Annotated in this window: 23 protein-coding genes; 15 read left to right on the top strand and 8 right to left on the bottom strand. The window is 74.3% G+C overall.

Annotated elements, in window-relative coordinates; all coding sequences use genetic code 11:
- The first annotated feature begins 1 nt into the window (after nucleotide 1).
- From ACIPK4_RS04875 to ACIPK4_RS04835, 9 genes are all read left to right on the top strand, one after another.
- Nucleotides 2-637: a LysR substrate-binding domain-containing protein gene (locus tag ACIPK4_RS04875; RefSeq protein ID WP_402309325.1), complete on the top strand. Its 636-nt coding sequence runs from the start codon at nucleotides 2-4 to the stop codon at nucleotides 635-637.
- On the top strand, nucleotides 634-1539 hold the full coding sequence (locus tag ACIPK4_RS04870; protein WP_402309323.1) for an alpha/beta fold hydrolase: 906 nt from the start codon (nucleotides 634-636) through the stop codon (nucleotides 1537-1539). Before ACIPK4_RS04875 ends, ACIPK4_RS04870 begins: the two co-directional genes overlap by 4 nt.
- Nucleotides 1533-2441, top strand: coding sequence for a class I SAM-dependent methyltransferase (locus ACIPK4_RS04865; RefSeq protein WP_402309322.1), 909 nt, complete (start codon nucleotides 1533-1535; stop codon nucleotides 2439-2441). Before ACIPK4_RS04870 ends, ACIPK4_RS04865 begins: the two co-directional genes overlap by 7 nt.
- The gene (locus tag ACIPK4_RS04860; protein WP_402309320.1) at nucleotides 2438-3349 is read left to right on the top strand and encodes a carboxymuconolactone decarboxylase family protein; all 912 of its coding nucleotides are present in this window, start codon (nucleotides 2438-2440) and stop codon (nucleotides 3347-3349) included. Before ACIPK4_RS04865 ends, ACIPK4_RS04860 begins: the two co-directional genes overlap by 4 nt.
- Before the next feature lie 39 nt (nucleotides 3350-3388).
- A complete protein-coding gene (locus tag ACIPK4_RS04855) occupies nucleotides 3389-4603 on the top strand; it encodes a cytochrome P450 (RefSeq protein ID WP_402309319.1) in 1215 nt (404 codons plus the stop codon).
- A gap of 150 nt (nucleotides 4604-4753) precedes the next feature.
- Entirely contained in the window at nucleotides 4754-4951 is a 198-nt protein-coding gene (locus ACIPK4_RS04850) for a hypothetical protein (RefSeq protein WP_402309318.1), read from the top strand.
- Nucleotides 4948-7260, top strand: coding sequence for a TOMM precursor leader peptide-binding protein (locus ACIPK4_RS04845; protein WP_402309316.1), 2313 nt, complete (start codon nucleotides 4948-4950; stop codon nucleotides 7258-7260). The genes ACIPK4_RS04850 and ACIPK4_RS04845 overlap by 4 nt, the downstream gene beginning before the upstream one ends.
- A gap of 177 nt (nucleotides 7261-7437) precedes the next feature.
- Entirely contained in the window at nucleotides 7438-8580 is a 1143-nt protein-coding gene (locus ACIPK4_RS04840; RefSeq protein WP_402309314.1) for a sensor histidine kinase, read from the top strand.
- Between the two features lie 93 nt (nucleotides 8581-8673).
- Nucleotides 8674-9282: a DNA-binding response regulator gene (locus ACIPK4_RS04835; protein WP_376194195.1), complete on the top strand. Its 609-nt coding sequence runs from the start codon at nucleotides 8674-8676 to the stop codon at nucleotides 9280-9282.
- Between the two features lie 9 nt (nucleotides 9283-9291).
- Here ACIPK4_RS04835 and ACIPK4_RS04830 read toward each other — a convergent pair whose 3' ends face one another.
- Nucleotides 9292-10581, bottom strand: coding sequence for a phosphoribosyltransferase family protein (locus tag ACIPK4_RS04830; RefSeq protein ID WP_402309312.1), 1290 nt, complete (start codon nucleotides 10579-10581; stop codon nucleotides 9292-9294).
- A 223-nt stretch (nucleotides 10582-10804) separates the two neighbouring features.
- Here ACIPK4_RS04830 and ACIPK4_RS04825 point away from each other — a divergent pair, with 223 nt between their 5' ends.
- A complete protein-coding gene (locus ACIPK4_RS04825) occupies nucleotides 10805-11785 on the top strand; it encodes an XdhC family protein (protein WP_402309310.1) in 981 nt (326 codons plus the stop codon).
- Between the two features lie 36 nt (nucleotides 11786-11821).
- On the opposite strand, the gene ACIPK4_RS04820 is transcribed toward ACIPK4_RS04825, so the two are convergent.
- A complete protein-coding gene (locus ACIPK4_RS04820; protein ID WP_402309308.1) occupies nucleotides 11822-12148 on the bottom strand; it encodes a plasmid stabilization protein in 327 nt (108 codons plus the stop codon).
- A gap of 129 nt (nucleotides 12149-12277) precedes the next feature.
- On the opposite strand from ACIPK4_RS04820, the gene ACIPK4_RS04815 reads away from it, so the two are divergent.
- Nucleotides 12278-12679 (top strand): DUF6479 family protein, encoded by a 402-nt coding sequence (locus tag ACIPK4_RS04815; protein WP_054225512.1) that lies wholly within the window; start codon nucleotides 12278-12280, stop codon nucleotides 12677-12679.
- Nucleotides 12680-12783: 104 nt separating this feature from the next.
- Here the strand turns inward: ACIPK4_RS04815 and ACIPK4_RS04810 are convergent, their stop codons facing one another.
- Nucleotides 12784-13731, bottom strand: coding sequence for an ATP-dependent DNA ligase (locus ACIPK4_RS04810; RefSeq protein ID WP_402309717.1), 948 nt, complete (start codon nucleotides 13729-13731; stop codon nucleotides 12784-12786).
- Nucleotides 13731-14636, bottom strand: a complete 906-nt coding sequence (ligD, locus tag ACIPK4_RS04805; RefSeq protein WP_402309306.1) for a non-homologous end-joining DNA ligase — start codon at nucleotides 14634-14636, stop codon at nucleotides 13731-13733. Before ligD ends, ACIPK4_RS04810 begins: the two co-directional genes overlap by 1 nt.
- A gap of 31 nt (nucleotides 14637-14667) precedes the next feature.
- Between ligD and ACIPK4_RS04800 the strand changes: the two genes are divergently transcribed.
- Nucleotides 14668-15780, top strand: a complete 1113-nt coding sequence (locus tag ACIPK4_RS04800; RefSeq protein ID WP_402309305.1) for a Ku protein — start codon at nucleotides 14668-14670, stop codon at nucleotides 15778-15780.
- A gap of 20 nt (nucleotides 15781-15800) precedes the next feature.
- On the opposite strand, the gene ACIPK4_RS04795 is transcribed toward ACIPK4_RS04800, so the two are convergent.
- Entirely contained in the window at nucleotides 15801-16658 is an 858-nt protein-coding gene (locus tag ACIPK4_RS04795; protein WP_402309303.1) for a nuclease-related domain-containing protein, read from the bottom strand.
- Nucleotides 16659-16828: 170 nt separating this feature from the next.
- Between ACIPK4_RS04795 and ACIPK4_RS04790 the strand changes: the two genes are divergently transcribed.
- The 3 genes from ACIPK4_RS04790 to ACIPK4_RS04780 all read left to right on the top strand — a co-directional run bounded on the left by ACIPK4_RS04790 (nucleotide 16829) and on the right by ACIPK4_RS04780 (nucleotide 19591).
- Nucleotides 16829-17431 carry a hypothetical protein gene (locus ACIPK4_RS04790; RefSeq protein ID WP_402309302.1) on the top strand — a complete coding sequence of 201 codons (603 nt, stop codon included), beginning with the start codon at nucleotides 16829-16831 and terminating at the stop codon, nucleotides 17429-17431.
- A 127-nt stretch (nucleotides 17432-17558) separates the two neighbouring features.
- On the top strand, nucleotides 17559-18329 hold the full coding sequence (locus tag ACIPK4_RS04785) for a hypothetical protein (RefSeq protein WP_402309300.1): 771 nt from the start codon (nucleotides 17559-17561) through the stop codon (nucleotides 18327-18329).
- Nucleotides 18326-19591 carry a histidine kinase dimerization/phospho-acceptor domain-containing protein gene (locus ACIPK4_RS04780; RefSeq protein ID WP_402309299.1) on the top strand — a complete coding sequence of 422 codons (1266 nt, stop codon included), beginning with the start codon at nucleotides 18326-18328 and terminating at the stop codon, nucleotides 19589-19591. The genes ACIPK4_RS04785 and ACIPK4_RS04780 overlap by 4 nt, the downstream gene beginning before the upstream one ends.
- Nucleotides 19592-19697: 106 nt before the next feature.
- On the opposite strand, the gene ACIPK4_RS04775 is transcribed toward ACIPK4_RS04780, so the two are convergent.
- The 3 genes from ACIPK4_RS04775 to ACIPK4_RS04765 form a co-directional block, all read right to left on the bottom strand.
- On the bottom strand, nucleotides 19698-19973 hold the full coding sequence (locus tag ACIPK4_RS04775; RefSeq protein ID WP_054225508.1) for a hypothetical protein: 276 nt from the start codon (nucleotides 19971-19973) through the stop codon (nucleotides 19698-19700).
- 10 nt (nucleotides 19974-19983) lie between these two features.
- Nucleotides 19984-20700 carry a TetR/AcrR family transcriptional regulator gene (locus ACIPK4_RS04770; protein ID WP_402309298.1) on the bottom strand — a complete coding sequence of 239 codons (717 nt, stop codon included), beginning with the start codon at nucleotides 20698-20700 and terminating at the stop codon, nucleotides 19984-19986.
- Nucleotides 20701-20811: 111 nt separating this feature from the next.
- Entirely contained in the window at nucleotides 20812-21765 is a 954-nt protein-coding gene (locus tag ACIPK4_RS04765; RefSeq protein WP_402309296.1) for a diiron oxygenase, read from the bottom strand.
- Nucleotides 21766-21859: the final 94 nt, after the last annotated feature.

Genomic DNA, 21859 nt, shown 5'->3' with positions numbered 1-21859 from the left:
CATGCCGTCCCCCCGCACCACCACCGCGCTGCGCCCCGTCCGTCTCGGCGTGCACGGCTCCACGCACCTGGCCTCGCGCCTCGTCGAGGCCGCCGGATACCCGCCGACGGCGGTGGAGTACGTCCCCTACGAGGTCACCGAGCCGTTCGGCCCGCTGCGCGCCGGACAGATGGACATCATGATCGTCAAGTACGACCCGCTGGAGCCGGACATCGCCGTGAGCGATCCCGTCGGCTTCGACGGGCGGGCCGTCCTCGTCGCGGACCACCACCCGCTGGCCGGCCGCGCCTCGGTGTCGGTCGAGGAGGTCGCCGCGTACGAGGGCTTCGGGTGCCCCGGCGACTTCCCGCCGCACGTCTGGGACCTGGTGGTGCCGCCCCGGACCCCCGGGGGCCGGACGATCCGCCGGGTCCACCCGATGACGACGCTCACCGCGATGGCCGACCTGCTCCGGAGCACCTCCGCGGTCCACGTGTCGTTCCGGTCCCTGGACGCGGTCGTCCCGCCGGACATCAAGGTGGTCCCGGTGCACGACCTGCCGCCCTCGCCGGTGGCGTTCGGCCGGTTGCGCGCCGCCGAACCGGCGGAGCACGTACGGCGGTTCGTCGCCGATGCGGAACGGGCGGCGCGACGATGAGCGCGCACCGGGCCCCGGCCCGGGTCCCGGACCCCGGCGCCGGCCCCCGCCCGCACGACGCCTCGGGCCCCGCGCACCACGCCTCGGGCCCCGGTCCGCACCGCGGCCCGGACCCCGACGACGGCCGGCTCCCGGTCGTCCTGCTGCACGCCCTGCCCCTCGACTCGTCCATGTGGGAGGGGACGGCCCGGGAGCTGCGTGCCCGCGGCCACCGGGTCCTCACCCCCGACCAGTGCGGTTTCGGCGCCGCGCCGCTCCCGGACCGCGCCCCCTCGCTCGACCTCGTGGCCGACGACCTGGCCCGGGAGCTCGACCGGCAGGGCATCGGCGCCGTCGCCCTCGCCGGCTGCTCGATGGGCGGCTACGCGGCCATGGCCTTCCTGCGCCGCCACCCCCACCGGGTCCGGGCGCTGGCCCTGCTGGCGGCCAGGAGCACGGCCGACACCCCGGAGGCGGCCGCGCAGCGCCTGCGCTTCGCCGGCGCGGTCCTCGACGACGCCGCGCGCGGCCCGCTCGTCACCGCGACCACGCCCTCGCTGCTGGGCGCCACCAGCCGCGCCCGGCGGCCGGGGCTGACGGCCCGGCTCACCGAGCTGGCGCTGGCGGCCCCGCCGCGGGCGGTCGCCTGGGCGCAGCGGGCCATCGCGGCCCGTCCGGACTCCGCCGCCGTCCTGCGCGCGGCCGCGGTGCCCGCCGTGGTCGTCATCGGCGCCGAGGACGAGCTCGTCTCCCTCGACGAGGCCTGCGCGACGGCCGGGGAGCTGCCGGAAGGCCGGCTCGTGGCCCTTCCGGGGGTCGGCCACCTCGCTCCCCTGGAGGCGCCCCGGGCGACGGCGGAGGTCCTCGCGGGCCTGCTCGCCCAGGCGGAGATCACGACGGGGGCGGGGGTGGCGGCATGCTGACGGCGGATCACTCCGCGTGGGGGTACACGACGTCCACCGGGCTGCCCTTCACCCACGAGGAGATCGTGGACCCGCACTTCGAGGCGTGTGCCGCCCACTACCGGGAGGCGCTGGACGGCGTCGGGATCCGGCCCGGCTGGCACGTGCTGGACGCGGGCTGCGGCAGCGGCGCGTTCCTTCCGCTGATCGCGGAGCGCGTCGGCGCCCGGGGCCGGGTCTCGGCCGTCGACCTGGCCCCGGAGAGCGCGGAGCGCGCCGCCGCCCGGATGCGGGAGCATCCCGCGGCCGCACGGGTGGAGGTGCGCCACGGCAGCGTCCTCGACCTGCCGTACGCGGACGGCACGTTCGATGCCGTCTGGTGTGCGAACACGACGCAGTACCTCGACGACGGGGAGCTGGCGCGGGCGCTGGCGGAGCTGCGCCGGGTCACCCGCCCGGGCGGGCTCGTCGCGGTCAAGGACGTGGACGGCACGCTGAGCACCGTGTGCCCGGCGGACCCGTTCCTGATCACCGATTTCCTCCGGGCGTCCGCCGGGGCGCCCGGGTACGCCCGCCAGTTGCTCAGGGGCCGTGAGCTGTACCGCCGGCTGCGCGCGGCCGGGCTGACCGCGGTCCGCCAGCGCACGATCCTCATGGAGCACCACGCTCCGCTGGCGCCGTCCGCCCTGCGGTTCTACGGGAACGCGTGCGCGCGTTTCGCCCGGCAGGCGGCGGCGGAGGGCATCGCGGGGGACTGGGCGCCCTTCCTGGACCCCGAGGGTCCGGCCCACCCGTTGCGCGACCCGGACGGATACATCAGCGAGGGCAATGTCATCGCGGTCGGCACGGTGCCCGCGGGCCCGTGCCCCGCACCTTTCGAATCGACGGACACCAACGGACAGGAACCGGGACGGACACCATGAAGGAAGCACGAAGCACCGCCGAGATGACCCGCCGCGCCACGCTGACCGGGGGCGCCCTCGTCGGCATCGGCCTCGCGGAGGGCCTGCTGACCTCGTCGCCGGTGGCCGCCGCGGCCGTCACCGGCGACGACGCCCGCTACGAGAGGGGACTGGCCGTCCTGCACGAGACCTCGGGCGACCGCGGGGCGGCCGTGATCGAGTCGCTGCGGGACATCGCCCCGGACCTCGGCCGCTACGTCGTCGAGTTCGCGTACGGCGACGTCTACGCCCGGCCGGGACTCGATCTGCGGGAGCGGGAGCTGTCGACGGTCGCCGCACTGACCGCGCAGGGCGACACCGCGCCGCAGCTGAACTTCCACATCGACGCGGCGCTGCACGTCGGCGTGCGCCCCGAGGAGGTCGTCGAGGCCCTGATCCACCTCGTGCCCTTCATGGGCTTCCCCCGCGCGCTCAACGCGGTCGGCGTCGCCCGTACGGTCTTCGCCGACCGGGGCGTCACCTTCGAGCCGCCGGTCGCGAACGACTCCCGCGACCGCTACCAGCGGGGAACCGAGAAGCTGGTGGAGATCGACGGTCACCACGGCCTGGAGGTGATCGAGTCGCTGGGGGACATCGCCCCGGACCTCGGCCGGTACATCGTCGAGTTCACCTTCGGTGACGTCTACCAGCGGCCGTGGCTGACGCCGAGGCGCCGTCAGCTCGTCACCGTCGCCGCACTGACGGCGTTCGGTGACACCGCCCCCCAGCTGCGCGTGCACATCGGGGCCGCCCTGAACGTCGGCCTGAGTCCGGCGCAGGTCGTGGAGACGCTGATCCACGTGGTGCCGTACGTCGGATTCCCGCGGGCCCTGAACGCCATCGCGGTGGCCCGGGAGGTGTTCGAGAAGCGGCGGACGTCGGCGCGCTAGGAGGGACCGTCCGCAACCGTCGAGAGGAATGCAGTCACTGTGGGAACGGACATCGCGTCGGACGTCGTCGTGGACTTCGGGGCGCTCGGGGTGGAATTCACCAGGAATCCCCATCCGGTGTACGCCGCGCTCCGCGCCCGGGGCCCGGTGCACCGGGTCCGGGTGCCCGAGGGCGCCGAGGCCTGGCTGGTCGTCGGCCACGAGGCGTGCCGGGCGGCGCTCACCGAGCCCACCCTGTCGAAGTCCTGGAGGGACGCCTCGCCCGCGCTGCCGCTGGCCCGGCTCTCCGCGGGCGAGAACCTGCTGAGCTCCAACCCGCCGGACCACACCCGGCTGCGGCGGCTCGTGGCGAGGGAGTTCACGCCCCGCCGGGTCGAGGCGCTCGCGCCGAGGGTGCGGGCGCTGACCGGCGAGCTCCTCGACGCCATGCTCGCCCGGCCGGCCGGGGAGGCCGATCTCGTCGAGGCCTTGGCGTTCCCGCTGGCCATGGGCATCATCTGTGAGCTCCTCGGGGTGCCCGCCCTGGACCGCGCCGCGTTCCGCGGCTGGGCCGAAGAGGCGCTGAGCAGCGCGGACCGGGAGACCCGGACGGCCGCGACGGAGGCGATGACCCGGTACCTCGTCGGCATGGTGGACGAGGTGCGCGGGCGGGCGGGCGACGACCTGCTGAGCGCCCTGGTCCGCACCACCGACGAGGACGGGGACCGGCTCTCCCCCGACGAGCTCATCGGTATGGCCTGGCTCCTGCTCGTCACCGGTTTCGAGACCACCGCGCACCTCATCGCGACGGGTGTCCTGGCCCTGCTGCGGCACCCCGGGCAGCTCGCCGCCCTGCGCGCCGACCCCTCGCTCATCGACAACGCGGTGGAGGAGATGCTGCGTTGGGAGGGGCCGGTCGAGACCACCACGTACCGCTTCACCACCGGGCCGGTCGAGATCGCCGGCGCGGTGATCCCGGGGGGCGGCGAGCTGGTGCTGGTCGCCCTGGCCGACGCCGACCGGGATCCGGCGCGCTTCCCGGATCCGGACCGCTTCGACATCCGGCGCCCGGCGGGCGGTCACATCGCGTTCGGCCACGGCATCCACTACTGCCTGGGTGCGCCGCTGGCCCGGCTCCAGACCCGTACGGCGATCACCGCGCTCCTGGAGCGGTGCCCGGCCCTGTGGTTGGCCGGCCACCCCGCAGACCTCTCCTGGCGCACGGGTCTGCTCATCCGGGGCCCCCGGAGCCTGCCGGTCCGGTGGCTGCCGTGAGTCCCGCAAGGTGGGGGAGGCACCGGACCATGTGAAATCTTCACCTTCCGGTGGTGACCGGGGCACTGTCCTGCGATCACCGGATCCTCGCAGAATCGTCGTGAACGGATCGAACCCGCGCCACGACGACGCAGAGGGAACTTCACCGCCATGACCAGCATTTCGGCCAACGCCCGTATCAGCCCCGGCACCGGCCCGGCGCCGCTGCCCGCCCGCTCCTCGAAGCCGGGCCTGGTGATCGAGAACCTCGACGCCCTGCCCGACACCGCGTACGCCCTGTTCACCGTCTGCAGCCAGACGCAGATCGCGGGCCCGGCGGCGCCGATCGCCGGGCGGCTGGGAGCATGAGCGCTGCCGAGCTCGAACGGCCGGCCGCGCTGGTGGGTTTCAAGTCCCATCTGCGGCCGACCGTCGTCCCCGGCGACGCCGCCTACCTGGTGTCCCGACGCGGGGTGACCGCGCTGAGCGGAAGCGAGGCGGAGGTCCTCGTACCGCTGCTCGACGGGACGCGGACCGTCGGGGCGGTCCGGCAGGAGGCCGCCCGGATCCTGGGCGTCCAGGACACCGAGGCGGCCCTGCGCTCCCTGGCCGACGCCGGGCTGATCCGCTCCGCCGCCCCGGCGCCCGCGCCCGCGGCGTCCGGGGCGGCGCTCTCCCTCGGCGCCGGCACCGAGGCGGAGGCGTACTGGGACCTGGCCGGGCTCGACGGCGGACTGGCCGCCGCCGGCCTGGCCCGGGCCCGCATGGCGATCGAGGCGCTCCCCGGGCTGGACCCGGCGCCGGTGGCCGAGGCCTGCCGGGCGTCCGGGATCCCGCTCTCCGGGGACCTGCGGACCGCCGACCTGGTGCTCGTGCTGTGCGACGACTACCTCTCCCCCGAGCTGGCCTCCGTGGACGCCGCCCACCGCGCCGCCGGCCGGCCGTGGGTCCTCGCCAAGCTGTGCGGGACGGACCCCTGGGTGGGCCCGTTCTTCCGGCCCGGCACCGGCCCCTGCTGGCACTGCCTGGCCGTGCGGCTGCGCGGCCACCGCCACTCCGAGGTGCCGGTGCGGCGCGCGCTCGGCCTGGACGGCCCGGTGCCGCGGCCGCCCGCCGGGCTGGCGGCCGGGACGGCGCTCGCGGTGAACCTCGCCGTGCTGGAGAGCGCGAAGTGGCTGGCCGGGCTCCGCGATCCGGAGCAGGGGAACGTCCACACCTTCGACACCCTGCGCCTGCGCACCGCCAGCCACCCGGTGGCCCGGCGCCCGCAGTGCCCGGCCTGCGGGGACCCCGGGCTGGTGGCCCGCCGGGTCCGGGCACCGTTCGTCCCCGTGTCCCGGCCCAAGACGGCGGCGACCGGCGGCGGGGACCGCGCCCTGACGGCGTCGCAGATGCTGCGGACGCACGGGCACCTCGTGGACCCGGTGACCGGGGTGGTCAAGGAGATCCGCAGGGCCCCGGGCGCCCCCGGCTTCGTCCACGCCTTCACCTCCGGGCACAACCTGGCCATGGAGTCGGCGTCCTTCGCGGGCCTGCGCTGCGGTCTGCGGGCGCTCAGCGGCGGAAAGGGCCGCACCGAGGAGGAGGCGCGCACCAGCGCCCTGTGCGAGGCGGTCGAGCGCTACAGCGGTACGCGGCACGGCGACGAGCCGGTGGTCCGCGACTCCCTGCGGGGCCTGGGCAAGGACGCCGTGCACCCCAACGACTGCCAGCTGTACGGCGCGCGCCAGTACGCGGAGCGGGAGCAGTGGAACGCCCGGCACTCCCGGTTCCACCACGTGTCCGCGCCGTTCGACGAGGACCGTCCCATCGAGTGGACGCCGGTGTGGTCGCTCACCGGGGGCGTCCAGCGGCTGCTGCCGACCTCGATGCTGTACTTCGGGCGGGGCGCCGGCTCCCCCGACGAGCCGTGGGCCGACTCCAACGGCAACGCGGCGGGCAGCAGCCCCGAGGACGCGCTGGTGCAGGGCTTCCTGGAGCTGGTGGAGCGGGACGCGGTGGCCCTGTGGTGGTACAACCGCACCCGTCAGCCCGGGGTGGACCTGGCGTCCTTCGGGGACGAGTGGATCGAGCGGTTCCGGCACGGGCTGCGCCGGGCGAACCGCGAGGTGTGGGCGCTGGACGTCAGCTCCGACCTGGGCGTCCCGGTCTTCGCGGCGCTGTCGCGGCGCACCGACAAGCCCGACGAGGACATCGTCTTCGGCTTCGGGGCGCACTTCGACCCCCGGGTGGCGCTGTGCCGGGCCCTGGCGGAGATGGGGCAGCTGCTGCCCGCCGTCGGCGACGTACGGGCCGACGGCACCGGTTACCGGATCACCGACCCGGAGCCGCTGTCGTGGTGGCGCGGGGCCACCGTCGCCAACCAGCCATATCTGGCGCCCGATCCCATGGCGGAGTCCCGGACGGCGGCCCACTGGCCGTCGGTCCGCACCCCGGATCTGCTGGACGACGTCCAAATGATCACGGAGATGGTCCGGACCAAGGGCATGGATCTGCTGGTGCTCGACCAGAGCCGACCTGACCTCAATATTCCCGTGACGAAAGTGGTCGTACCGGGACTGCGGCACTTCTGGGCGCGGTTCGCCCCCGGCCGGCTCTTCGACGTCCCGGTGCGCCTCGGGCGGCTGTCCGAGGCCACTCCGTACGACCAGCTCAACCCCATTCCGCTGTTCGTGTGAGCGATCGATTCACGCCCCCCGGTCACACCCCTCGCCTATGCTCACACCTGGCATGTAACACGGAAACACCAAAGGGGGATTGACATGCCTGGCCGCCTCAAGTCCTCGGATGGACCGTCGGAGGCGGTCCTGGTCGAGGGCATTCTGCGACGGAGCCGGGACTTACCCGCGCCCCGGATGGCCCAGGTCATCCTGATCGCCGCGCTCCTGTGCTATGTCGGCATCACCGCCCTGAACATCCTCAGCGCCGGAGTCGAAGGACCCGCCCTGGCCGCCGCCCTGGGCTGCCTGGGCGCGGTCTTCGCCCTCCAGCTCCTGCACTCCCGGACGAGCACCCAGCACGTGCCCGCGACCCGCCGGGCCCTGACGCTGGGGGCCCAGGCCGCGTTCACCTATCTGCCGCTGTTCGCCCTGAAATCGCAGTGGGGCGCGATGGCCGGCTTCCTCGCCGGCTCCCTGCTGCTGCTCCTGCCCCCGCGCCTGGGCTGGATCCTGTACGGGTGCGTGGGCGTCAGCATGCTCGTGCCCCCGCTGCAGGAGGGGCGGCCCGTGCTCGACAGCATCTACCTCGTGCAGACCACCCTGCTGACCGGGCTGGTGACGTTCGGCCTGACCCGGCTCTCGGAGCTGGTCCGCGTCCTGCACGAGAGCCGCGGCGAACTCACCCGCGCCGCGGTGACCCGCGAACGCCTGCGCTTCGCACGGGACTTGCACGACCTGCTCGGGTACAGCCTGTCCGCGATCCAGCTCAAGGGCGAACTCATCCACCGCCTGATCCCGGCCCATCCGGCCCGGGCCATGGGCGAGATCGAGGACGTCCTGGCCATCTCCCGCCAGTCGCTGGCCGACGTGCGCCGGGTGGCGAGCGGGTACCGGGACATGTCGCTGGAGGAGGAGATCGCCTCGGCCCGGTCGGTCCTGGGCGCCGCCGAGGTCGAAGCGGTGACCGACATCCGCATGGGCGAGGTCAGTTCACCCGTGGACACGGTGCTGGCCACCGTGCTCAGGGAGGCCGTCACGAACGTGCTGCGCCACAGCCGCGCCGCGCACTGCGAGATCACCGCCGTCGAGGAGGGCGGACTGATGACGCTGTCGGTCACCAACGACGGCGTCACCGAGGGGTACCGGGACAGCTCGCCGCACAGCGGCAGCGGCCTGGGCAACCTGGGGCTGCGCGTGCGGGCGGTGGGCGGGGAGCTGACGGTCGACCGGGGCCCCGGCAATGTGTTCCGCCTGGTCGCACGGGTCCCCGCGCACGGGGACGTCGACCCCGACCTGGACGAATCGCCCGAGGGCGAACGCAGCTGGCTCGTGGCCTGAACCGACGGGGCGCCGGGCCGTCCCGGCTCCGGAACCGGGCAGGTTGCTATGATCTGTTGAAAGATCGACCGCGCGAACGGGGGGCTCGTCACGGTGATCAGGATCCTGTTGGCCGAAGACATGAACATGGTGCGCGGAGCGCTCGTCGCCCTGCTCGACCTGGAAGACGACCTGGAGGTCGTCAGCGAACTCTCGCGCGGCGACGAGATCCTGGCCGCGGCCCTGGACGTCCGGCCGGACATCGCGATCATCGACATAGACCTGCCCGGGCTCGACGGGCTGAGCGCCGCCATGCAGATCCACGAGCACCTCCCGGAATGCCGGACGCTGATGCTCACCAGCCTCGGCCGCCCCGGCACCCTGCGCAGGGCCCTGGCGGCCCAGGTCTCCGGCTACCTCCTCAAGGACGACTCCCCCAAGGAACTGGCCACCGCCATCCGCCGGGTGGTGGCCGGCCAGCGGGTCATCGACTCCAAGCTGGCCGTGGCCGCCTGGAACGGCCTGGAGAGTCCGCTGACCGACCGCGAGACCGAGGTGCTGCGCATGGCGGCCCAGGGTTCGGAGGCCACCGAGATCGCCGGGGAACTCCACCTGTCCACCGGGACCGTGCGCAACTACCTGACGACCGTGGTGATGAAGCTCAAGGCACGCAACCGGGTCGACGCCATCCGCATCGCCCGCGACGCGGGCTGGCTGGTCTGACGCCCGCTCTCAGGCCGGGCCGGACGCCGGCCCGTGCGCGGTGAACCACTGTTCGGCGAGCACGGAGACCGCTTCGAGCGTTCCGGGTTCCTCGAAGAGGTGGGTGGCCCCCTCGACGACCTCCAGCCGGTTCTCGCAGCGCAGCCTGGCCTGCGCCTCGCGGTTGAGGGTGAGCACGAGGTGGTCCTCGGAGCCGACGATCAGGAGCGTCGGGGCGCGGACCGCCGGAAGGCGGGGGCCCGCCAGGTCCGGGCGGCCGCCGCGGGAGACCACCGCGAACACCGGTGAGTCCGGGGCCGCCGCCGCTGCCAGGGCGGCCGCCGCGCCCGTACTGGCACCGAAGTAGGCCTGCGGGAGCGGGGTCAGGGCGCCGAGCCAGGCCGTGGCGGCGCCGAGACGGGCGGCGAGGGTCCCGATGTCGAAGACGTTCGAGCGGTCCGCCTCCTCGCCGGGGGTGAGCAGGTCGAACAGCAGGGTGCCCAGGCCCGCCCGGTTCAGGTCGGTGGCGACCCGGCGGTTGCGGGGGCTGTGGCGGCTGCTGCCCGAACCGTGCGCGAAGACGACCACGGCCCGCGCGCCCGGGGGAAGGCTGAGCTCGCCCGGGAGCCGCAGGCCCGACGCCTCCACCACCACCTCCGCGTCGGCCTGCTGCGCCGCGGCCGGCCCGCGCGGCGCTCGCGCCAGGAGGGAGACGACCTCCTCGTCCGGCGTCTGGGAGAAGTCGCGGTACCACTGACCGACCGAGGAGAAGCCCGGCGGCGTGGAGAGGCAGACCACCTCGTCGGCCACCTCGGCCACCCGGTTCAGTGCGTCCGGCGGGGCCACCGGGGCCGCCATCACCACCCTGGCCGCGCCCTGCGCCCGTACGACCTGGCAGGCGGCGGCCGCCGTCGCCCCCGTCGCGATGCCGTCGTCCACCACGATCACCGTGCGGCCGCGGAGGTCCTCCCGGGGCCGGTCCGCGCGGTAGCGGGCGGCCCGGCGCACGAGTTCCGCCTGTTCCGCCCGCTCCACGGACGCGATGTCCTGCGCTGCGAGCCGGCCCCGGCGGACGATGTCGTCGCTGATGACGCGGACGCCGCCCTCGCCGATGGCACCGAACGCCAGCTCGGGCTGGTACGGGACCCCCAGCTTGCGGACGACGATCACGTCGAGGGGGGCGCCGAGGGCGCTGGCCACGTGGAAGGCGACCGGAACCCCGCCCCGCGGCAGTCCCAGGACCACGGGCCGGCCCGCCGCGTACGGGCCCAGTGCCGTGCCGAGCCGCCGTCCCGCGTCGTCGCGGTCTGTGTAGAGCATTTCAGGTCATCCCCAACGTTGCCTGCCGTACTTCGAACCAACCCCTCCCGGCGCCCGGGTGCAACTCGGGTCCGGTGGTCTGTACGAGGGAGGTGGGTCCGGGTCTGTGGGTTTTGGGGGGTGGGTAGGGGTGGGGTGCGTGCGTAGGTTGGCCATGAGGCCGCGTTGCGCCGCTGACCTGGTGCTTTGCGGTGGGCTCTGACGACGAGGATGGGGCGGCGCGATGCGTGAACTGGTGGAGACGGCGCGGCGGTGGACGGCCGAGGGGCGGGCCGCGTTCCTGGCCAGACCGGTGGCCGAGCAGGGGTTCGGGCCGCGGGACCCGGCCGGGGCCCTGCTCGTCGACGCCCGCGGGGAGTGCGTCGGCGCCCTGTACCGGGGGGTCTTCGACGCCGAACTGGCGGCGGAGGCGGCGGCCATGACCGCCGGCGTCACCGCACGGGTGTGCGACGTCTCGGTGGGCGCCGACGAGGCCGCCGAGGCCAAGCTGACCTGCGGCGGGCGCGCCGAGATCCTGCTCCAGCCGCTGTCGGCGGTGCCCGCCGAGTGGTGGGACCTGCTCGGGCAGGGTGCGGGGGTCGCGCTGGTGACCCGGCTCGACGCGCAGGCCGGGCACGCGGCGAGCGAGGTGGTGCGGGCCGTGGACGTGCCCGCCGACGATGCCGGGCGGCGGGCCGGGGAGCTGCTGGCCACCCGACGGCCCGGGCGGGACGCCCTGTACGGGGAGCGCGGGCTGGTGTTCGTCGAGGCGTACCCGTCGGCGCCGTACGTCGTCATCGGCGGGGGCGGCGAACTCGCCGAGATCATCGAGGCGCAGGCCCTGCTGCTGGGCTGGGGGGCCTGCCCGGTCGGCTCCGTCGCGGAGGCCGAGAAGCAGCTGGCGGCGCGCCGGGACGCCGCCTGCCTGGTGATGCTGAGCCACGACCCGGAGTTCGACGTGCCGACCGTGCGCACCGCGCTCGCCCTCGGCATCCCGTACGTGGGCACCCTCGGCTCCCGCAAGACCACCGCACGCCGACGCGAGGGGCTGCTGGCCTCCGGGGTGTCCGAGGCGGACCTCGCGCGGGTGCACGGGCCGATCGGGCTGGACCTCGGGGCCCGGACGCCCGCGGAGACGGCGCTGGCCATCTGCGCCGAGATCCTGGCCGTGCTCGGGGGCCACGAGGTCCGGGGGCTGCGGGACTCCGACGGGCCGCTGCGCTGAGGGGGTGTCCGCCGGGGAGGGATTGCGGGAGGGCCCTCAGTCCTTGCCGAGTGCCCGCCTGAGTTGCGTCTTGTTCATGTCGGAGCGTCCGCGGATGCCCCGGCGCCTGGCCTCCGCGTAGAGCTGCTCGTACGTGGGCCCCTGGGCACCCGTGTGGGAGTGCAGGCCACCGCGTCGGCCGGAGGACATGTCGTCCAGCGACAGCTTGCTCGCGGTCTCGGATTCGCCGGCCCGGGCCCGTTCCTTGTTGACGGTCCGGGCGGCGATCTCCTCCGCCCGCTTCTCGGGCACGCCGCGCTCTTCGGCGCTCTCCTTGATGTGCTCGTACTGGCGTTCTCGTTTGGGTGAAGATCCGCGGGGCATTTTCAGGCTCCCTTCGGAGCGGTCGTCCCGGCGCCTGCCCCGGATCCACCCCGGTAGTCATGTGCAGGCCGGACGGAGGGTCTTCCCGGCTCCACGATGAAACAGCCCTTATCGGGGAAAATAGTACGTATGGAAATGACCCTTAGTCTGGACGCGACCCTGACCCACATCGCGTGGTTCCTGGTCGTCGGGATCGCCGTGGCCGGCTTCCTGCTGGCCGGCTTCAAGCTCGGCCAGCGGGTCCGGGCCAAGGAGCCGCCGCCGCCCACCGCCGAGAGCCAGCCGCACCTGCCGGACGGCGGCGCGGTCTACGAGGTCCGCGAGGAACGCGAGGCGGTGGAGATCCCGGAGGGCGGGCTGCGCCCGCACGAGATGCAGGGCTACGGGAACTTCGGGTCCACGCGCCACCACCAGCAGGAGGAGGCCCGGTCCGAGCGGGAGGCCGGGTACCGCAACCCGCCGTCGTACCCGGGGCCGCAGCAGCCCCCGAAGGGCGAGCCGCCCGCGTTCAAACCGAGCGGGAACGCGTGACGTGTGACCCCCGTCCGACCGACCGGTCACCCGGAGTCTGACCCGCCACCGGGACCCCTCCGACCTGCACCACCCCACGGCGCAGGTCGGAGCTCTGGGCGCGGTCAGAGCTCCGTGCGCAGCCTGAGCACCTCCGGCGGCGGGTGCCGGGTCGAGGCGTACCGGACCTCCGCCGTCAGCGGCGGGTCCAGCACCCGGTACGGGACCTCCCCGAGCCCGATCGCGGTGACCGTGGCCCCGCCCGCCCCTGCGGGGGCCGCCCCGGCTGCGCCCTTGGCGGCCCGGGCCGGGGTTCCGGCCGCGGCCTCCGCGGCCTGCGCCGCCTCCGCCAGCGCCGCCGCCACGTCCGCCCGCAGCGCGGCGGTCAGCGGGCTCGACACCAGCGGGGTCTCGTCCCCGACCGGCAGGACCAGGACCAGGGCGAGGGGGCGCCGCGGGGTGCCGGTGTAGCCGACGACCGCCGCGTCCCGCACCTCCGTGTGCCGCAGCTTCTGCCAGCCGCGCCGGCCCGCCGGGTACGTCTGGTCCAGCCGCTTGACGACCAGGCCCTCGATCCCGCTGGCGGGCAGGGTCTCGTACCAGGTGGCGGCCAGTTCCGGGTCGGTCGTCATCGGGACGGGCTGCAGCGGCGGGCCCAGCGGCGTCAGCAGGTCGACCAGGAGGGTCCGGCGCCGCTCGTAGGGGCGTCCGCGCAGGTCCAGCCCCGCCAGTTCCAGCACGTCGAACGCCGCGTACGAGGCCGGCAGGCTCTGGGCGAGCACGGTGGCCCGGGCCGCCGTGGCCGCGGCCCGCCGCTGGACGAGGGCGAAGTCGGTGCGGCCGCCGCGCCAGACCACCACCTCGCCGTCGAGGACGGTTCCGGCGGGCAACTGCCGGGCCGCGGCCGCCAGATCGGGGAAGGCGGCGGTGACGATGCGGCCGGAGCGCGCCTGCAGCACCACGTCCTCGGCCGTGCGCACGACGACCAGGCGGTGGCCGTCGAACTTCGGCTCGTACGCGAGGCCCGCCCCGCGCGGCAGCGTGCGCACGGCGGCGGCGAGGGCGACGCGGATCACGGCCGGCCTCCGGGGGCTGCGGGCAGCGGGCGAGCCCGGCCGGGGTCGGTCAGCGGGCCGAAGAGGTCCCCGTCGCGGGCGAGCCGGGGCGGGATGTCGTCGGCGAGGAATACCAGGTCGGAGGGGGTGCGGCAGGCGGCGACCTCTTCCCAGGACACGGGTGTGGAGACCGTGGGCCGGGCCCGTGCGCGCAGTGTGTAGGCGGCGGCGGTGGTCTTGGCGGCGGCGTTCTGGCTGTGGTCGACGAAGACCTTGCCGGGCCGCAGGGCCTTGGCCATGCGGTGCAGGGCGAGGTCGGGCAGCGCGCGCTCGGCCTCCTGGGCGAGGTCCTTCGCGTACGCCGACACGACGCCGGACGGGGTCGGCTCCAGGGGCACGGCCAGGTGCATGCCCTTGGAGCCGGAGGTCTTGGCGTACGCCTCCAGGCCGTCGGCGGCGAGGCGCTCGCGCAGCCACAGCGCGACGGCGCAGCACTCGACGACGGAGGCGGGCGCGCCGGGGTCGAGGTCGAGGATCAGCCGGTCGGCGACGGCCGGGCTGCCCGCCGGCCACTGGGGGGTGTGGAACTCGACGACGAGGTTGGCGGCCCACATGAGGGAGGGCAGGTCCGCGACGACCACCTGCTCGGCGGAAAGGTCATCGGAGCGGGGCACCGGGGTGGTTTTCACCCAGGCGGGCGTGCCGGGCGGCGGGTTCTTGGTGAAGAAGAGCTGGCCGTCCGGGCCGTCGGGGTAGCGCAGGAACGACACCGGCCGGTTGTGGACGTGGGCCAGCAGCGAATCGGCGACGGTGGCGTAGTAGTGCAGCACCTCGCCCTTGGTGAATCCGGTCCCGGGGTAGAGGACCTTGTCGAGGTTGCTGAGCGGGATGCGCCGCCCCTCCACCATCGTGATCGGCGTCATACGATGAGACTGCCATGAAACGGGAGGAACCGTGCGATCCATCTGGAATGGTGCAATCTCCTTCGGCTTGGTCAGCATCCCGATCAAGCTGGTGAACGCCACCGAGAGCCACTCGATCTCCTTTCGCCAGATCCACCTGAGCGACGGCGGGCGCATCCGCTACCGCAAGGTGTGCGAGCTGGACGGCGAGGAGGTGCAGGCGGCGGAGATCGGCAAGGGGTACGAGGAGGCGGACGGATCGATCATCCCGATCACGGACGAGGACTTGGCGCAGCTGCCGATCGCCACGGCGAAAACGATCGAGATCGTGTCCTTCGTACCGGCGGAGGAGATCGACCCGCTGCAGATGGACGCGGCGTACTACCTGGCGGCGAACGGGCCGACGGCGGCGAAGCCGTACACGCTGCTGCGGGAGGCGCTGAAGCGGAGCCGGCGGGTCGCGATCGCCAAGTACGCGCTGCGCGGGCGGGAGCGGCTGGGCATGCTGCGGGTCGTGGACGACGTGATCGCGATGCACGGGCTGCTCTGGCCGGATGAGATCCGTGCGCCGGAAGGGGTGGCTCCGGAGGGGAGGGTGTCGGTGCGGGACGCCGAGCTGGATCTCGCGGACGCCCTGATGGCGACGCTGGGCGAGGTGGAGATGGCCTCGCTGAGGGACGAGTACCGGGAGGCCGTGGAGGCGATGATCACGGCGAAGTCGGAGGGCGCGTTCGAGCCCCCGGCGGAGGCGGAGGTCCAGCCGGCTGGTGGAAAGGTCATCGACCTGATGGCGGCGCTGGAGAACAGCGTGCGGGCGGCGAAGGCCTCGCGGGGGGAGGCGGGCGCGGAGGCGGAGGTCACCCCGATCCGGCACAGGACGGGGGCCGCACCGAAGACGGCGGCCGCACCGAAGGCGGTGGGCGGGAAGAAGTCGACGGCCGCGACGAAGAAGACGGCGGCCTCCGGCACGAAGAAGACCACGTCGGCCAAGTCGACTTCGGCCAGGTCCGGTGCCGCCAAGTCGGCGGCCGTGAAGTCCACTTCCAAATCCACCGCCAAATCCACCGCCAGATCCACCGCCAAGTCCACGTCGAAGGCGGCCTCGGCGAAGAAGACCGCCGCCGCGACGAAGAAGGCGAGTCCGCGCAAGCGGGCCTCGGCCTGATCCGGAAGGCGGGGCGGCCTTCAGCGGCCGCTGCGGGGCTTTCGGACCGTGAAGGACCGCGCGCGGGGGCGGTGCGGGAGCGGCGGGAGCCAGGTGCGGGCGTCGCGGGCCTGGGTGAACAGGGCCTCAACGTCCGGGGGCTTGAGGGTGGCCGGGGCCGCCGCGAGGTGCGCCGCGGCCGTGGCCGGTTCGAGGATCCGTATGTCGCGGACCGTCGGGGCCACCTCGACGCGCGAGGCGTCGACCACCGCCAGGGCCGGCAGGACGGGGGCCGCCAGGGCCCGGGTGGCCGCGGCGGCCGCCCGGCGGATCCAGCGCGGGTCCGGGCGCGGCTCGGCGCGGCCCACCGCGAGCAGCAGGTCGCCGACGGCCGCGCGCTGCCGGCGCCCCGGGACCGTACGGACGCCGAAGATCCCCGCCGGGCCCATCACCAGGTGGTCGATGCGGCCCAGGCCCGGGAGCGGGACGCCGTGCAGGACCCGCCAGCCGTCCGGTTCGAGGGAGTCCAGGAGGTCGCCCATGCGCTGCTGCGCGGTCAGGTCCTGGCGCAGCCGGTGCCGCGCCCGGGTGCCGGCCGAACCGAGTTCCAGTTCGCCCAGCAGGTCCTCGCCCGGCCGGTTCGGGGCCAGGTCCTCGTCCGGCGGCAGGGCGAGTCTGCGCAGGTCGGCCGGTGTGGGCACCGGTGGCGGCCCGACCGTGTACGGGCCGGCCAGGTACGGGCGCAACGCCGCCAGGACCGCATCGCGGTGCTGGTCGGCGAGCACGCTGATCCGGTTGGTCTGCCGGTCGTACCAGGCCACGGCCTGGCCGTCGGGCAGGTTGACGTAGAGCCGGCCGCGGCCCGGGCGCCCGCTCGGCAGCACTTTGAGTCCCCGCATGGACCTCACCCCCCGCCGTACATGGGAGCAGCCCGGACGCCCCGCGGCAATCCCTCGGATGTGTAACAGCTTCTACGGGACTCCGCCGGGTGCCTGTTACAAGCCCATCACTGGGCTGCAACAGCGGGTTCCTAGGTTTGTCGCACCTGGACCGGACCGAAGGATCTCCCGTGAGCACCGTCAACCGCAGCACTCTGGTACGAGCCGCCGCAGTGACCGTCTGCGCCGGAACCCTCCTTGCGCTGCCCGCCGCGGCCGCCCTCGCCGACGGGGTGCCCGCCGCGTCGGCGGCGCGTTCCGCCGGCGCGTCCCGGACCCTGGTCAAGAGCCTCGCCCTCGCGGACGGGGTGTCCAGGGCGAACGTCTACCGGGTCGCCGCGGGCGGTTACCAGGCCGACATCCTGACCGCCGACGGCACCAAGGCGGCCACCCTGACCAGCCGTGACGGCGTCGCGGGCTTCGGCGGGTCGGGCCCGCTGCACGCGGCGCTCCAGCCCGACGGCCGGCTGTCCTCCTGGGCCGGCGGGACGGGCGACGGGGGCGACCGCACCGGTACGCCCGCCGGCGACGGGTACAAGACCGGGACCCGGGACGGCAAGGTCGTCCGGGCCTCGGCCGCGCACGCCCGTACGGTCGCCGGCGGGACGCTGGACACGCTGGCCGGCGGGCCGGGGGACGGGGTGCTGCTGCTCGCCGCGGGCGCGGGCATCGCGGCGGTGGGCGCCGCCGGGCTCGGCTTCGCGATGCTGCGTCACGGCCGCACGGAGGGCTGATCCGCCGCTCTTCCCACGGACCCCGTCGGGGCCCCCTGGGACCCCCTCGGGGAAAACGGGCATATCTCCGCATAAGGTTGGTGTGCACGGCGCGGTGTCGTGCCCTGGAGAGGAGGTCCGGTCGGCTGTGCGCGCGCTGCCCGCCCTGCTCTGCCTGACGGCACTCCCCCTGCTCGCGGGCTGCGGCGACACCGGAGGCCTGGTGGGCGCCGGTCCGACCCCGACCGCGAGCGGTCCCGTACACCTGTGGCCGGAGCGCAAGGGGGCTTCCGTACCGCCCGCCGAGCCGGGGGGCGCGCCGCCGGAGTACGTGCCGGGGCTGGCGCCCGTGCACGACCAGAACGTCCACGAGGTCGATCCGCTGGCGCTCGTCCAGGCGGAGCTGCGCGCCCACCCCGGCGCCGACGTCGGCCCCGACGGGATGCCCGCGGAGACCGTCGCCGCGGTCGAGGCGTGCGGGAAGGAGGGGCGGCCGCCGAAGGACTGCCCGGTGCTCGCCCCGTACTACCGGGACCTGACGGGCAACGGCCGCGACGAGCTCATCGTCGGCATCGAGATGCCGGACCGGATGATGTCCGTCCGGGCCTACACCGCCGACGCGGACGGGCGCCTCAACCGGATCATGGCGACCACGCAGACCCTCGTCGCCGTCGAGCTGGCGGGACGCGACGTGATCCTTCGCATGCCGAGCGGCAATCCGGGCTACGAGCTGATCACCGCGTGGTCGTGGGACGAGAAGCAGCGGACGATGCTGCCGACGCGCGAGCAGATCGTCCGGCTCCCGGGGGCCGCCCAGAGCCCGTCCGCGCCGGCGCCCCAGCCGCCGGGGCCGTCCGGTCCGGCGCAGTCGCCGAAGCCGTCCGGGACGTCCGGGACGTCCGCCGGGAGCGCGCCGTGAGGGGCGTCCTGAGGCGGCTGCCTGCGTGGACGGCCACCCTGACGTGGAAGTCGGGGTGCTTCATCGTCGTGATGTGCTGCTCGCTCGCGGCCGTGCTCGGTGCGCTGGTGCACGTGGAGGTGACCCGGCAGACCGTCGCGTCGGCGCGCGACAAGGCCCTGGAGAAGCTGCACGACGTGACCCGCGACTACGAGGCCGGCGACCCCTTGCCGCCGGGCACCGGCATCGACCCGCCGGGGCTGCCGCCCGCGCTGCGGGCGCTGGCGGTGTCCGGGCACCGCGGGACGATGGTGGCCGAGTACGAGGACCGGCCGACGATGTGGGCGGCGGCTCCGGCCGACGGCAAGGCGCTGGCCACGGCCGTCGACTACGCCCAGAGCGCCCGGACGATCACCGGCCTGGACAACGCGATCATCGGGTCGTCGGTGCTGGCGATCGGCGGGACGCTGCTGGTGGGCGCCTTCGCGGTGACCCGGGTGACCCGGAGGCTGCACCAGACGGCGACCGTGGCCCGGCGGATCACGCAGGGCGATCTGGATGCGCGCGTGGACGATCCGCGGACGAAGGACCCTTCACGGCCCCAGGACGAGGTGGCGACGGTGGCGGGGGCCCTGGACACCATGGCCGGGACGCTGCAGGCCAAGCTGCTGAGCGAGCAGCGGTTCACGGCCGACGTCGCGCACGAGCTGCGCACTCCGCTGACGGGGCTGCAGGCGGCGTCGGAGCTGCTGCCGGAGGGGCGGGCGACGCAGCTGGTGCAGGAGCGGGTGCGCACGATGCGCGGGCTGACGGAGGACCTGCTGGAGATCTCGCGGCTGGACTCCGGGCGCGAGGTGGTGGAGACGGACCTGCACCAGCTGGGCCGCCTCGCGCTGCGGGTGGTCCGGGCGTCCGGGACGCAGACGCAGGTGGTGATCGTCCGGGACGCGCACGTGGAGACGGACCGGCGCCGACTGGAGCGGGTGCTGGGCAATCTGGTGGCCAACGCCCACAAGCACGGGCGTCCGCCGGTGGTGCTGACGGTGGACGGGCCGGTGGTGACCGTACGGGACCACGGGGACGGCTTCCCCGGGTACCTGAGGGCGCACGGCCCGCAGCGCTTCCGGACCGGGGGCGCGGGGACGGGCAAGGGGCACGGACTGGGGCTGACGATCGCGGTGGGGCAGGCCGAGGTCATCGGGGCGCGGCTGGAGTTCCGGGCCGCGGAGGGCGGGGGCGCACTGGCCGTCCTGACGCTCCCGGAGCCCCCGCCGCAGCCGTAGCCGTGGCCGTGGCCGTGGCCGGAAAGCCGTAGCCCGGTAGCCGCAGTGGCCCGCAGCCGCCGAGCCCCTGCGCCCCGAGTCCCTGCGCCCCGGGCCCGTTCCCGGGTCAGGCGGGGGGCGGGGTCGGCTTGGTCCAGGGCCAGCGCAGCCGGGGCCGCCGGCCGGACGGGGAGTAGGTGTACTTCCAGCCCTTCTGGAGGTGCAGCCGTTTGCTGTAGCCCGCCGGGACCCGCTCGTACAGCAGGACGGTGGCGGGGCCGCCGTCGGCCGACGGGACCGGAATCTGGTACCACTTCGGCGGGTGCCCGGTCGGGCCGAGCAGGACCGCAAGGACCCGGCCGTCCATCGGGCCGCCCTCGAAGGGGGTGGGTTCGCTTCTCACCCCACCAGTGTCACAGCAGGTGGGCGGCCTCGGAGACCACGGGGATCACACGTCGGGCCAGTACGCCGACCGGTCCGTCCGCCGCTTCCAGGGCCAGCGCCGCCCGCGCCGCGGCGGCGGTCTCCGGGTCGGTGGCGGCCGTGGCCGTCAGGAGGGCTATGAACTGGTCGACCAGCCAGTCGCGCAGCGCGGTGACCTCCGGCTGTTTGCCCTCGTCGATCCAGATCAGGGAGGCAGCCTCGACCGCCGTGATCCAGGTGCGGACCATCATCCGCAGCCGCGGGCCGGGGGACGGGACGGCCAGGTGGTGCAGGATCTGCTGGGCCGCGGCCCGGCGGATGCCGTCCACCGTCGCCGTCGTCCGGGAGGTCTCGACGACGCTGCCGCCCTGCAGGAGCGCCGAGAAGCCCGCGTCGTGCTCGTCCACGAAGGCCAGATAGCGGTCCAGGGCCCGGGACAGGCGCTGGGTGAGCGGGCCGGCCTGCGGTTCGGCGAAGCACTGCTCCAGGAGGTCGGCCGCGGAGCGCAGGGCCGCCTCGTAGAGCTGCTGCTTGCCGCCGGGGAAGTAGCGGTAGACCAGGGGCCGCGAGACGCCCGCCGCCTCGGCGACGTCGTCGAGCGAGACCTCTTCCGGGGCCCGGTGCGCGAACAGCGACAAGGCGGCGTCGAGGAGCTGGGCCCGCCGCTCCTCGACGCTCAGCCTGCGGTACGCGCGTACGGTCGTCATGCCCGCAGGGTAGCCCCGAAACAGCCGGTTCACCCTCGGGTGGCTCAGACGGAGGCGGTCACGCGGCAGCCGGCCGCACCCCGCCTGCGAACCCGGTCCTCCGGGGCCGGTTCACGGCGACGCGAGCAGTCCCGAGCTCTTCCAGAGCCTGCGGCCGACTCCGCGCAGGACGCCGATGTCGTCGAGGAAGTCCGTGAGCCGCCTGGCCCCCGTCTGCATGACCTCGCGGCGGTGGCCGCTCGCCTTGACCTGGGCGACGGCCTCGCGCCGGTCGAGGCCGATGTTCTCGTAGACCTGCGGGTTGACGAAGGCCAGGGAGAAGACGCGGGCGGCCTCGCCGCAGCTGATGCGGGTCAGCTCCTGCTCCCAGCGCGGGGCGGTGAGCATCTGCCGGCGCAGTTCCTCGCGAGCGTACCGGACGTGCCGGGCCTCCTCGATGACGTGGATGCGGGTGACCCCGCGCACCAGCGGCTGGATGCGCTCGTCGGGGAAGGTGAGCCGCTGCATCCAGTCGAGGATCTCCTCGCCGAGCAGGGTGCAGGCGAAGGAACCCGGGGTGGTGGAGACGGTCTTGAGGATGCGGGCGAGGTTGTGGTTGACCCGGGAGACCGGGTAGGCCGGGGCGCCGGCCTTCTGGATCATGCGGGCGAACATCATCGAGTGCCGGCACTCGTCGGCTATCTCGGTCAGTGCGTAGCGGACGTGATTGCTGGTCAGGGACTTGTCGTAGATGTGCCGGACGAGCAGCTGCATCAGGATGATCTCGAACCAGATGCCGAGCGAGCCCAGCGCCGCCGCCTCGTGGCGGGAGAGGTCGATGCGCTGCTCCTCGCCCATCTTCCTCCACAGCGGGGTGTCGTAGAGGGAGAGCAGCTCGGGCGGCCAGTAGTACTTGCCGTCGACCGCCGGGGCGTCCCAGTCGAGTTCCTTGTCGGGGTCGAAGGAGTGCTTGGCCGAGGACTCCAGCAGCCGCGCGGCGATCTGCTCGCGGTCCTTGAGGAGGCCGAGGGCGTCCTGGAGGATTCGGTGATCCGTGCCGTCGGCGCGGTCGGTGGTGGTCGTCATGGCGGGGGCACCTCGCCCGGTTCCGGTGGTGAGTGGGAGGGCACTGCTGCGGTCTCCTGTTATGAGACTGCTTGTCAGCAAGCCCGTCAATCCC

Source organism: Streptomyces sp. NPDC086989, assembly GCF_044745505.1.
Lineage (GTDB): Bacteria > Actinomycetota > Actinomycetes > Streptomycetales > Streptomycetaceae > Streptomyces.
Note: the sequence above shows the minus strand (reverse complement) of the source record. Positions and strands in the feature narration are given on the sequence as shown.